The 12,244-nt window shown below is 68.8% G+C and carries 8 protein-coding genes; 2 read left to right on the forward strand and 6 right to left on the reverse strand.

Annotated features, from left to right (window positions below):
• Positions 1-127 precede the first annotated feature (127 nt).
• The 5 genes from rpoB to rplJ form a co-directional block, all read right to left on the reverse strand.
• Positions 128-3,610 (reverse strand): DNA-directed RNA polymerase subunit beta, encoded by a 3,483-nt coding sequence (gene rpoB / locus E0E30_RS09640; protein ID WP_167853925.1) that lies wholly within the window; start codon positions 3,608-3,610, stop codon positions 128-130.
• 183 nt (positions 3,611-3,793) lie between these two features.
• On the reverse strand, positions 3,794-4,978 hold the full coding sequence (locus E0E30_RS09645) for a hypothetical protein (RefSeq protein WP_130866091.1): 1,185 nt from the start codon (positions 4,976-4,978) through the stop codon (positions 3,794-3,796).
• 4 nt (positions 4,979-4,982) lie between these two features.
• Entirely contained in the window at positions 4,983-5,471 is a 489-nt protein-coding gene (locus E0E30_RS09650) for a hypothetical protein (protein ID WP_130866092.1), read from the reverse strand.
• A gap of 171 nt (positions 5,472-5,642) precedes the next feature.
• Positions 5,643-6,032 (reverse strand): 50S ribosomal protein L7/L12, encoded by a 390-nt coding sequence (gene rplL, locus E0E30_RS09655; protein WP_130866093.1) that lies wholly within the window; start codon positions 6,030-6,032, stop codon positions 5,643-5,645.
• A gap of 13 nt (positions 6,033-6,045) precedes the next feature.
• Positions 6,046-6,660: a 50S ribosomal protein L10 gene (gene rplJ, locus E0E30_RS09660; protein WP_130866094.1), complete on the reverse strand. Its 615-nt coding sequence runs from the start codon at positions 6,658-6,660 to the stop codon at positions 6,046-6,048.
• An 826-nt stretch (positions 6,661-7,486) separates the two neighbouring features.
• On the opposite strand from rplJ, the gene E0E30_RS09665 reads away from it, so the two are divergent.
• Both E0E30_RS09665 and E0E30_RS09670 read left to right on the forward strand, forming a co-directional pair.
• Entirely contained in the window at positions 7,487-10,228 is a 2,742-nt protein-coding gene (locus E0E30_RS09665) for a GNAT family N-acetyltransferase (protein WP_130866095.1), read from the forward strand.
• A 23-nt stretch (positions 10,229-10,251) separates the two neighbouring features.
• A complete protein-coding gene (locus E0E30_RS09670; protein ID WP_210115813.1) occupies positions 10,252-11,442 on the forward strand; it encodes an acetoin utilization protein AcuC in 1,191 nt (396 codons plus the stop codon).
• 28 nt (positions 11,443-11,470) lie between these two features.
• Here E0E30_RS09670 and E0E30_RS09675 read toward each other — a convergent pair whose 3' ends face one another.
• Positions 11,471-12,244: an SDR family NAD(P)-dependent oxidoreductase gene (locus tag E0E30_RS09675; protein ID WP_130866096.1), complete on the reverse strand. Its 774-nt coding sequence runs from the start codon at positions 12,242-12,244 to the stop codon at positions 11,471-11,473.

Consider the following 12,244-nt stretch of genomic DNA (forward strand, 5'->3'; position numbering starts at 1 on the left):
CCCAGGAGGAGTTCCAGTCGGGGTCAGCGTGACGGCGGGTTGTCCAGGCCCGTCGTCACCCCCTTCGGTTCAGCTTGTGTGGATGAGTCGTGGAAGGCCCGGCGGCGTCACCGCCGGGCCGCCGTCGTCAGTCGGCCAGGGCGTTGTCGGCACCGGGGCGTCGCGACAGGTCGATGCCCAGGTTGGAACGGGTGTCCTCGTCGGGTTCGCGCAGGTCGATCTCCTGACCCTCCGAGTTGAGCACCTCGACGTTCAGGCAGAGCGACTTCATCTCCTTGACGAGCACCTTGAAGGACTCGGGGATGCCGGGCTCGGGGATGTTCTCGCCCTTGACGATCGCCTCGTACACCTTGACGCGGCCGGGCACGTCGTCCGACTTGATGGTGAGGAGCTCCTGGAGGGCCCAGGCGGCGCCGTACGCCTCCATGGCCCAGACCTCCATCTCACCGAAGCGCTGGCCACCGAACTGCGCCTTGCCGCCCAGGGGCTGCTGGGTGATCATCGAGTACGGGCCGGTCGAGCGGGCGTGGATCTTGTCGTCGACGAGGTGGTGCAGCTTGAGCATGTACATGTAGCCCACGCCGACCTCCTTGGGGAACGGCTCGCCGGTGCGGCCGTCGAAGAGTCGGGCCTTGCCGTCGCTGTTGACCAGACGGTCACCGTCGCGGTTCGGGTGGCCGTTGTTGAGCAGACCCTGGATCTCGGTCTCGGTGGCGCCGTCGAAGACGGGGGTCGCCAGACGCGAGTTCTCGGGGACGTCGACGAGGCCGACCTCACGCAGCCGCTCGGCCCAGTCCCCCTCGACCTGGGTGATGTCCCAGCCGGAGTGGGCGATCCAGCCCAGATGCATCTCGAGCACCTGGCCGACGTTCATGCGCGAGGGCACGCCCAGCGGGTTGAGGATGATGTCGACCGGGGTGCCGTCCTCGAGGAAGGGCATGTCCTCGACGGGCAGGACCTTCGAGATGACGCCCTTGTTGCCGTGACGACCGGCGAGCTTGTCACCGACGGTCACCTTGCGCTTCTGGGCGACGTACACCCGGACCATCTGGTTGACGCCGGGCGAGAGCTCGTCGTCACCGTTCTCGGCGTCGAAGATGCGCACGCCGATGACGACGCCCTCCTCACCGTGGGGCACCTTGAGGGAGGTGTCGCGCACCTCGCGGGCCTTCTCACCGAAGATGGCGCGCAGCAGCCGCTCCTCCGGGGTGAGCTCGGTCTCGCCCTTGGGGGTCACCTTGCCGACGAGGATGTCGCCGGTGCCGACGTGGGCACCGATGCGCACGATGCCGTTCTCGTCGAGGTTGGCGAGCATGTCCTCGGAGACATTGGGGATGTCCCGGGTGATCTCCTCGGCGCCCAGCTTGGTGTCGCGGGCGTCGACCTCGTGCTCCTCGATGTGGATCGAGGTGAGGATGTCGTCGGAGACGATCCGCTGGGAAATGATGATGGCGTCCTCGTAGTTGAGGCCCTGCCACGGCATGAAGGCCGCCAGGACGTTGCGTCCCAGGGCGAGTTCGCCGTGGTCGGTCGAGGGGCCGTCGGCCAGCGGGGTGCCGACCTCGACGCGCTGTCCGGCCTTGACGATCGGGCGCTGGTTGACGCAGGTGCCGGCGTTCGAGCGGCGGAACTTCTCCAGCCGGTAGGTCTGGTAGGTGCCGTCGTCGCAGGCGATGTCGATGAGGTCGGCCGAGACCGACAGCACCGTTCCGGCCTTCTCGGCCAGGGTGACGTCGCCGCCGTCGACCGCGCAGTCGTACTCCATGCCGGTGCCCACGTAGGGGGCCTCGGTACGGATGAGCGGCACGGCCTGACGCTGCATGTTGGCGCCCATGAGGGCTCGGGAGGCGTCGTCGTGCTCGAGGAAGGGGATGAGCGAGGAGCCGACCGACACCATCTGACGCGGGGAGACGTCCATGTAGTCGACCTCTTCGCCGGGCACCTCGTCCGGGTCGCCGTGGCGCTTGCGCACGAGGACGCGAGCATTGGCGAAGTGACCGTCCTCGGTGAGGGCGGCGTTCGCCTGGGCGATGATGTGGCGGTCCTCCTCGTCGGCGGTGAGGTAGTCGACGTCGTCGGTCACCTGGCCGTCGATGACCCGGCGGTACGGGGTCTCGATGAAGCCGAAGGCGTTGACCCGGGCGAACGAGGCCAGGGAGCCGATGAGGCCGATGTTCGGGCCCTCAGGGGTCTCGATCGGGCACATGCGGCCGTAGTGGGACGGGTGGACGTCACGGACCTCCATGCCGGCACGGTCGCGGGACAGACCTCCGGGGCCCAGGGCCGACAGACGACGACGGTGGGTCATCTCGGCCAGCGGGTTGTTCTGGTCCATGAACTGCGACAGCTGGGAGGTTCCGAAGAACTCCTTGATCGCGGCGGTCACCGGGCGGATGTTGATGAGCGTCTGCGGGGTGATGGCCTCGATGTCCTGGGTCGTCATCCGGTCGCGGACGACGCGTTCCATGCGCCCCAGGCCGGTACGCAGCTGGTTCTGGATGAGCTCGCCGACGGTGCGCAGACGACGGTTGCCGAAATGGTCGATGTCGTCGGGCTCGACGATGACGTCCTCACGATCCTCCCGCGGCAGGGTCTCCCGACCCTCGTGGAGGGCGCAGATGTAGTGGATTGCCGCGACGATGTCGTCGATGGTGAGCACCTGCTGGTCGAAGGGCAGCGAAAGGCCGAGCTTCTTGTTGATCTTGTACCGACCGACCTTGGCCAGGTCGTAGCGCTTGGGGTTGAAGTAGTAGTTCTCGAGGAGCTGCTGGGCGGCGTCGCGGGACGGCGGCTCGCCGGGACGAAGCTTCTTGTAGATGTCGAGGAGCGCCTGGTCCTGGGTGTCGACGCCGTGGTCCTTGTCGAGGGTCTGGCGGATCGACTCGTAGTCGCCGAACTCCTCGAGGATGCGGTCGGCGGTCCAGCCGAGGGCCTTGAGGAAGACGGTGACGTTCTGCTTGCGCTTGCGATCGAGGCGGACGCCGACGGTGTCACGCTTGTCGATCTCGAACTCCAGCCAGGCTCCGCGGCTCGGGATGACCTTGCAGGTGTAGACGTCCTTGTCGGAGGTCTTGTCGGGGGTGCGCTCGAAGTAGACGCCCGGGGACCGGACGAGCTGCGAGACGACGACGCGCTCGGTGCCACCGATGATGAAGGTGCCCTTGGGGGTCATGAGCGGGAAGTCGCCGATGAAGACCGTCTGCGACTTGATCTCGCCGGTCTCGTTGTTGGTGAACTCCGCGGTGACGAACAGCGGCGCCGCGTAGGTGCTGTCGCGATCCTTGCACTCGTCGAGGGTGTGCTTGGGATCCTCGAACCGATGATCCCGGAACGACAACGACATCGTCTCCGAGTAGTCCTCGATGGGCGAGATCTCCTCGAAGATCTCCTCCAGACCGGACTTGGTGTTGACGTCGGTGCGCCCCTGGGCCAGGGCCTCCTCGACGTGGGCCTGCCAGATCTCGTTGCCGACGAGCCAGTTGAACGACTCGACCTGCAGATCCAGGAGGTTGGGCACCTCGAGCGGTTCATGAATCTTGGCGAAGGAGATTCGTCCGCTCTGGGGGGAGATGACGTTGGTGTTCTTCGACGCGATGCGCGTGGCGGCCAATGTGCGGTCCTTCCGAGAACTCCTGCTACCGGCCGGGGGATCGACCGGTTCGGGGCATGACGAGCCGCCCATGTCAAGCATGGGCAGTCCGCTGGCTATGGGGCAAGGAGTGAGTCTACGACACTATCACAGACAATGCAACCACGATCAGGGCGACCCAGCCATCGGAGGAAGACGAGGGGCTCACCCGACGAGTTCTCGCCACAGCCCGAGGAGCAACGGATCGACCGGCGTTCCGACGTACGGGTGATACCACCCTTCGATCACATGACCAGCCAAACAGTTATTCCCGACCTGGCGGGGTGTGTCGTCGCCCGGAGCCCACCACAGGGTCGTTGTGATCGGTGCGTCCCCTCTTTCGCGGCGTACCACGGTGGCACTGTGGTACTCTTGGACCCGGTCAGCCGGGCGATGTGCCGGCAGCAATGGGCCATGGTCGATGATGACGAGGTGGTCACCCTCCGCACTGCGATGATGCAAGGAGCGATGAGGACGAGCCGTACTTCCCCACCCAGCAAGGATTTCGGCGTCAGTGACGATGAGAGTCGCACCGGGGTCCAGTTGTGCCCGGCCCTCAGCGGTGGACCTGACGGTGAGCAGTGCACAGGTTGGTAGCGCCGGGGCACGGAGGCGACGCAACTGGCCGTTGACGATCTCAGCCACCGGATCACCGGCCACTTCCCCACACAAGATCTTGGCCCCAGCCACGTCCTCGGTGACGAGGGTGGGATGGCCGACGTGGGTCCGACCCAAGGTCACACCATTCCAACCCTCCGGTAGGCCAATCCCCTCGGGAACGGAGTCGACGGCCTCCAGATCAGCGGGGTCCTGCCACCAGTCATCACAGATGCCGGCACATTCGCGCATGACGACACTGCCGCCTCGACGACCGACGACCAGCAGGTATTCTGCCGGGGCTCCTTGCGGAACCGGGATCGGTAGATGGGCACCGGCCCACTCGGGATCCTCGGGGAGGGTGACCGAACCCTGGTTCTCGGGCAGGTCCTCGGAGGACTCCTGGCACCACTGACTCGGCACGGCACGGATGAGGGCTGCCAGTATCTCCGCGAGCTCCCCCTCGGGTTCGACGACCAGCCACGGCAGGGCCGGGCACCCGGACGGTAGGACCCGCACACCGGATTTGTCCCACACGACGAGGATCGGCCCTTCCCCACCCAGCAGAACTCCCCCACAGCCCAGATTTCCGTCGCTGGACCGCCAGTCGTCCAGCGGGCCAAGGACGACAAGATCTCGGCCACCAGCAGTGACCACCCCAATGGGATCAGCCCCACAGACGCCAGACCCGCGCAGCCAGTCGACCTCAGGGCCACCAGCCCAAGGCCATTGCTCAATCCTTGTCCCGGTCATGACGTCACCCCGCGATCGCGATCATTTTCCCGCGTAGCGGAACACCGCTCGCGGTAACAGACACCACGAGGTCAGACTTACCACGTGGATCACCCTTTTTGACTTTCCACGCGCTGCCACCGTGGCCAGCGGTATCCTTGTCAATCCAGTACTGCTTCTTGGGCTCTTGGTACGCTGTCCGCCCCTTAACCTTGACCGAGAACTTACCAACGTCTACTCGATTAACTTTGCCAGGGACCACCAATCGCATGGGCAAAACAACCGATCCGCCCCCAGCGCATGCCGGAAACACCTGCCCCCGCGTCGATATGGTCCCGGTCCTGGCCACTTCGACCGGTGCTCCAGCCGGATTGCACGGCATCGCCCCAGACGGCACCATCCTCATGGGCTCGCTGTCGATAACCGGAGGCTCGCTGGCTTGAGCCATCGGTATCACTGCTGCGCTCATCGCCAGGACAGCTGTAGCAAGCCCTCCAATAATGGTCTTTCGCATTGTCCCTCCATCGCTTATAGACATCACCGAAGCTCCCTGAGCCGGAGCATCGGTCAGCTTGCTGGGAATACATCCCATCTCGGTCAGGGAGAAGACTAAAATAGGATTGCGCCGCCCCACAAGGGGGCGGCGCAAAGCTTTCAGTCGCCACTTCGGGCGACCCTCACCGGGTCACTTGAGGCTGACGGTGGCGCCGGCGGCCTCGAGGGCCTCCTTGGCCTTCTGGGCATCGTCCTTCTTGGCCTTCTCGAGGATCGGCTTCGGGGCGGCCTCGACGAGGTCCTTGGCATCCTTGAGGCCGAGGCTGGTAAGAGCGCGGACCTCCTTGATGACCTGGATCTTCTTGTCGCCGGCGGACTCGAGAATGACGTCGAACTCGTCCTTCTCCTCCTCCTCGGCGGCGGCCTCGCCACCGGCGGCCGGGGCAGCGGCAGCCACGGCGACGGGGGCGGCGGCGGAGACGTCGAAGGTCTCCTCGAACAGCTTCACGAACTCGGAGAGCTCGATGAGGGTCATCTCCTTGAAGGCGTCAAGGAGCTCTTCGTTGCTGAGCTTCGCCATGATGGGCGTCCTTTCACTCGTTGGTGTTGTCCTGGGCGGCGGACGCCTCAGGGGTCTCGGTTGTCTTGGGCTCCTGGTCGGAAGCCTCTCCAGCTCCACCGATCACGGACGGATCAGCAGCAGCCTTCTCCTGCAGGGCGCCGAGGCCGCGGGCGGCCTTGGACGGCAGGGCGTTGAAGACCACAGCGGCCTTCGTGAGATTGGCCTTGAGGCCACCGGCGAGCTTGGCGAGGAGAACCTCGCGGGACTCGAGATCGGCGAGCTTCTTGACCTCGTCGGCGTCGAGGACTCGTCCGTCCATGACGCCGCCCTTGATGACCAGGAGCGGGTTGTCCTTCGCGAAGTTCTTCAGACCCTTGGCCGCAGCGGCCACGTCACCGTTGATGAAGGTGAGGGCGGTCGGGCCGACGAGCTGCTCGTCGAGTCCCTCGATGCCCGCCTCACGAGCGGCGATCCGGGTCAGGGTGTTCTTCGCAACGGCGTAGGTGGCGTCACTCCCCAGCGAGCGCCGAAGATTCTTCAGCGCAGCCACGGAGAGACCGCGGTACTCGGTCAGCACGGTCGCGTCGGCCGAGGAGATCTTCTCCTTGAGCTCCGCGACCGCGGCTGCCTTGTCAGGCCTAGCCATTGGGTCTCCTTCCCACTTCTCGTACTGAGCGCAGCCGGAGGACCGGCCGCACCGATGCCGCAGACCCTGCACATGAAAAGAGCCCCGGAGCGCAGGCTCGACGGGGCGACCCCTGGGAAGGGGCTCGTTCGTGTCACCTGCGCGGGCCATCACATGGATGCTTGACGGGGAGAACCCGACCAGCGGTCTTCGGCTTGGGCGACTCTACCCGCCGCGACGGCGTCGACCAAATCACGCCGCCGTGAGCACTGCCCGAGAGTGAGCCCCTGCCGAGCTCGCCGACTCCGCCGATGACCGGGCTACCTGTCCCCCCGCGGTCGCCCCCTGACGCCCCGGGGCCATCCCTCGCGCGTCAGAGAGCCAGTCGGAGAGCCAGAGGGCGACCTGGTCGCCGTCCCCGGGGGCCACCCGTCGATGGCGCGGTGAGCGGCACTGGATGCTGCCGCCCTCCCCCACTCGGGGGCCACCCTCAGCGGGCATGGACGTGGCGCCCNCCACCACCAGGGGTATCGTCGGCAGCGTCAGGTGTGTATAAGAGCCACACCCGGGGGCACCTCGCTCCGGAAACGGTCCCGCCGCCACCCCCACCCACGACCACGCTCCGGAAGATCCACCTCGCTCCGGGAATACAGGGCGCCGAGTGCAGGTTCTGGCGCGAAGTCGGACAGGGGCGACGCCGGCCGACGACATCCGGAGCTGGGTGCCTCCCACGGCACAGGGCGCGCACCCACGCTCGACCCGAACCGGCCCATTCGACGCCGCGTTCCCTCGGGCCCCCTCGGTCAATGGCCCCTGCGGCGGGGTCCGGTTCGGGTAGCGTGGACCCATGACAGAGACGTCACCTCCCGACGCCCCTGCGCGTCAGCCCCCGACCGGGTCGCACGGGACCGGGATGCCTGCGTCGTGCGCGAGAGGACCGGCCCACTGGCAGGCCGACGTCGTCCTGTCCGACGGCGGCACCGCCCACCTTCGCCCCCTCGGCCCATCGGACCGGCAGGCCATGGTCGAGCTGTGGTCCCGGGTCTCGGACTCCTCGAAGTACCTGCGCTACTTCGCCGCCCACCCCACCCTGTCGGACGCCGACCTGGACGCCCTCACCGTCCTCGACCATCACGACCACGTCGGCCTGGCCCTCACCCTGGGCCCCCGGATCATCGCGGTCGCCCACTTCGACGTCGTCCCGCAAGCCCCCCAGCGGCCCGGGGAGCGGGTCGGCGTCATCTCCTTCCTCGTCGAGGACGCCCATCAGGGCCGCGGAGCGGCCAACATCCTCCTGGAGCACCTGTCCCAGGTCGGCCGGGAGTGCGGCGTCGATCGGTTCTTCGCCGAGATGCTCACCCAGAACCGCACCATGGTGCAGGTCTTCCTGCGCGGCGGGTACTCACTCACCCGCGAGCTCGAGGACGGCAACATCGTCGTGTCAGTGGAGCTCGACCCCACGGAGCGCTCGCGGGAGGTCATGGAGCAGCGGGAGCACCGTGCCGAGTCGAGCGCCATCGCCGCCCTGGTGAGTCCCTCCTCGATCGCCGTCGTCGGATCAGCCACGCAGATGGCCCCCGTCGTCGGCTCCCTCACCTCGGGCGGGTTCGCCGGACGTCTGGCGGTGAGCCTGCACGGCGCCGACGTCGAGTCCTGCCCCGCCGACGACCTCGCCGCGATCGACGGTGAGGTCGACCTCGTCGTGGCACGGGTCACCGCGGACCAGACGACGCCGCTGCTACGGGCCGCCGCCGATCGCGGGGCCAAGGGCCTGGTGCTGCTGGCCGGGGACTCCTGGGCGCCGTCGGTCGACGACTCCGATCGTGAGCTCATCGGCCTGGCCCGTTCCCTGGGCGTGCGGGTGCTGGGGCCACGGTCCCTCGGCATCGTCAACACCAGTGCCGGGGTACGGCTCAACACGACCCCCATGCCCATGCCGCGCGGAGGGTCGGTCGGCCTCTTGGCACAGTCCTCCGGCGTCGCCACCGTCGTCCTCGGCCTGGCCCTCGACCATGACCTGCCGCTGTCGACCTTCATCGCCACCGGCACCCTCGCCGACGTCACCACCAACGACGTCATGCAGTTCTGGTGCGACAACGAGGCCACCGGGGTCTGCCTGCTGTCGCTGGACTCGGTCGGCAACCCTCGCAAGTTCTTCCGCATCCTGCGGCGGCTGACGTCGGTCAAGCCGGTCGTCGTCTTCACACCGTCACGCGCCCTGGGCTCGGCCCGACCCGACCGCGCGACGGTCCTGCCGCAGGCACCGGCCTCGGCGATCGACCAGGTCATCGGCCGGACCGGGGCCATCGTCGTGGACCGGCGCGGGGCCATGGTCGACGTCGCCTCGATCCTCTCGCGCCAACCGGCCCCGCGCGGGCCGCGCCTGCGGTTCGTGACGAACTCGTCCGGGTTGGCCGAACAGCTCGTCGCCTCGGCCCGGCGCTTCGGCCTGTCGGCTCCCGAGCCCGAGGTCGTCGCCGGACCCCAGGTGCCCGACGGGCTCGCGGCCGCGACCCGCAGGGCGTTGTCCGATCCCGAGGTCCACGCCGTCGTCACCGCCGCCATCGAGGTCGTCGACCCGGTCCTCGACCAGACCAGACCGCTGCTCGAGCAGATCGCCGCGTCGACCGATGGCGTCCCGTTGGTCGCCGTCCTCACCGGGGCACCGTCATCGACCCGCTCGACGTCGGCATCGGCCTCGCGGCTGCCGGTGTTCCACGCCTACGCCGACGCCCTCGAGGCCATCGGGCTCATCGTCGCGGCCGACGCGCGCCGGGGCGATCCACCGGACGGGCCGACCGCGCTGGGCGACGATGTCGCCGGCGCCCGGCGCGTCATCTCGGACCTGCTCGAGGCGGACCCCCGGGGCCGGTTCACGACCCATGAGGAGAGCGCCGCGATCCTGGCGGCCTACGGCGTCGAGCTGCTCGACCGGACCCACGTGTCCAGCCTCGAGGAGGCGGTCTCCGCGGCGGCGGCACTCGGCTGGGACGTCGTCCTCAAGTCGGCGTCGACGATGACCGGTCGGGCCGACACGGTCTTCACCCACATCGAGGACGCCGACTCCATGGCCCATGCCTGGGCCGCCCTGCATCGGGCCGCGGTCGATCTCGGAATGAGCGACGAGGACCCGGCCCGGAGGGATGTCTCCCGGCTCGACGCGTCCCGGCTCGATCCTGTCGTCCAGGCCGTTGTCGGACCGGGAACGGCGCTCACCGTCCGTGCCCTCGAGGACGCCGTCCTGGGACCGATGGTGAGCGTCGGGGTGGCCGGGGCGCCTGCCGAACTGCTCGACGACCTGGCCTGGGCCGTGCCACCCCTGGGACGGCGGGCGGCGATCGACCTGGTGAACTCGCTCGGCGCCGCGCAGGTGCTGCACGGGCACGGCGGCACCCGCCCGGTCGAGGTCGACGCCGTCGCCGACGTCCTCAGCCGGCTGAGCCGGCTCAAGGATGACCTCCCGTCGGTCGTCGACCTGCGACTCGACCCGGTCATCGCCGGGGTCGAGCGGGCCTGGGTGCTCTCCGCGCGGATCCGCGTCGCGCCGCGGCCCGACGAGCGCGACCCTCTCGCCCGCAGGGCGACATGAGCGAGCACGGCACGCAGGGCGACATGAGCGAGCACAGCCCGCAGGGCCACATGACCGCCGCCGCCGGGCCCCCCGCGCGGGCCGTCCTCGTCCACGACGAGATCCTCACCCGCTACAACTTCGGTCCGGCCCACCCCATGGGGCCCGGCAGGGCGCGGTTGTCCATCGAGCTCGCCGCCCAACTCGGACTCCTGGCACACATCGCCATCCGCCCGCCTGCCCGATCCGACCCCGAGCTGCTCGAGGCCGTCCACGCCGGTGGGTACCTGGCAGCCCTCCGGACCGGCGCCGACCATCCCGAGTTCGGTCTGGGGACCGAGGAGAACCCCGTCGTCGCCGGCCAGGCGCAGGTCGCCGAACTCATCGCCGGCGCCACCGTCGAGGCCGCACGCATGGTGTGGTCCGGGTCCACCTCCCGCGCCGTCAACATCTCCGGTGGCCTCCACCACGCCATGCCGTCCTCGGCCTCGGGGTTCTGCCTCATCAACGACGCCGCCGTGGCCATCACCTGGCTCCTCGAGCATGGCGCCCGCCGCGTCGTCTACCTCGATCTCGACGCCCACCACGGAGACGGGGTCGAGAAGATCTTCTGGGACGACCCGCGGGTGTTGACGATCTCGATCCACGAGTCCGGCCTCACCCTCTTTCCCGGCACCGGCTTCTCCCGCGACATCGGCGGCCCGTCAGCGCTGGGGACCGCGGTGAACATCCCCGTCGCACCGGATGTCCCGGACGAGGAGTGGCTGCAGGACCTGCACGCGGTCGTCCCACCGCTGCTCGCGGTCTTCCGACCGCAGATCATCGTCAGTCAGCACGGGGCCGACCCGCACCGGGCCGATCCCCTCACCCATCTCGAGCTGAGCATGGACGTCATGTCCCTGGCCTGCCGCAGTGTCGCCCGCTGGGCCGACGACTTCGCCGGGGGACGGTGGGTGACCCTGGGCGGGGGCGGCTACAACCGCGACTCGACGGCACGCCTGTGGACCCATCTCATCGCGGCTGCGGCGGGGGTCGAGGTGGAGCCGGCCACCCCCACCCCCGCGCTGTGGCGCGAGCAGATCGGGCCGGGGGCGTCGTCAACCATGGGCGACGACGGCGCCCCGGACCTGCGCGACCGGTTCCGACGCGACCGGCTCGTCCCGGACGAGCGCAGTCGTGCCCTCGTCGAGACGAGCCGGGCGGTCTTCCCCTACTGGGGGCTGCAGCCGTTCTGACCAGCAGCCCCCGCACGCGCGGCGGCGGTCAGCGAGGTGGCATCCGCAGGGCGCCGTCGAGCCGGATCGTCGTCCCGTTGAGGTAGTCGTTGCCGACGATGGACACGACGAGGTCCGCGTACTCCGTGGGCCGGGCGAATCGCCTGGGGAAGGGCACGTTGGCGGCGAGCTCGGTGCGGAAGGCCTCGTTGATCCCCTCCATCATGGGGGTCCAGGCGATTCCCGGGGCGATGGCGTTGACGCGCACCCCGGCACGCGCCAGGTCGCGGGCGGCGGTGATGGTGAGAGCGTGCACCCCACCCTTCGACGCCGCATAGGCCGCCTGACCGACCTGGCCCTCGAAGGCGGCCACGGACGCCGTCATGACGACGACACCACGTTGACCGTCCTCGTCCACCGGATCGTGGGCAGCCATGGCCTCGGCCGCCCGTGACAGGACGTTGAAGGTACCGATGAGGTTGATCCCGATGGTTCGGGAGAACAGCGCCGGGTCATGCACCCCGTCGCGGCCGAGAATCCGCGCCGACGGGGCGATGCCGGCGCAGCAGACGGCCACCCGGATCGGCGCGACGGCATCGGCCCGGGACACCGAGCTGGCGACGGCGTCCGGGTCGGTGACGTCGGTGCCGAGGTAGCGGATCCGCGGGTCGGCGTCCGCCCCGAGCCGCTCGATCGCCGCCGGCAGGTCGAGGACGGCGACCGACAGTCCCTCGTCGGCGAGCCGGGCGGCGGTCGCGGCCCCGAGTCCGGAGGCACCTCCGGTGACGAGGGCGCTGGCGGGGGCGATGGAGGACAGGTCCAT

Source organism: Acidipropionibacterium timonense, from assembly GCF_900605005.1.
Taxonomy (GTDB): Bacteria; Actinomycetota; Actinomycetes; order Propionibacteriales; family Propionibacteriaceae; genus Cutibacterium; species Cutibacterium timonense.

Excerpts from the sequence above, each read along its gene's own strand:
- E0E30_RS09645 (WP_130866091.1), bottom strand. The coding sequence starts at position 4,978 with ATGACCGGGACAAGGATTGAGCAATGGCCTTGGGCTGGTGGCCCTGAG.
- E0E30_RS09650 (WP_130866092.1), bottom strand. The coding sequence starts at position 5,471 with ATGCGAAAGACCATTATTGGAGGGCTTGCTACAGCTGTCCTGGCGATG.
- rplL (WP_130866093.1), bottom strand. The coding sequence starts at position 6,032 with ATGGCGAAGCTCAGCAACGAAGAGCTCCTTGACGCCTTCAAGGAGATG.
- rplJ (WP_130866094.1), bottom strand. The coding sequence starts at position 6,660 with ATGGCTAGGCCTGACAAGGCAGCCGCGGTCGCGGAGCTCAAGGAGAAG.
- E0E30_RS09665 (WP_130866095.1), top strand. The coding sequence starts at position 7,487 with ATGACAGAGACGTCACCTCCCGACGCCCCTGCGCGTCAGCCCCCGACC.
- E0E30_RS09670 (WP_210115813.1), top strand. The coding sequence starts at position 10,252 with ATGAGCGAGCACAGCCCGCAGGGCCACATGACCGCCGCCGCCGGGCCC.
- E0E30_RS09675 (WP_130866096.1), bottom strand. The coding sequence starts at position 12,244 with ATGGACCTGTCCTCCATCGCCCCCGCCAGCGCCCTCGTCACCGGAGGT.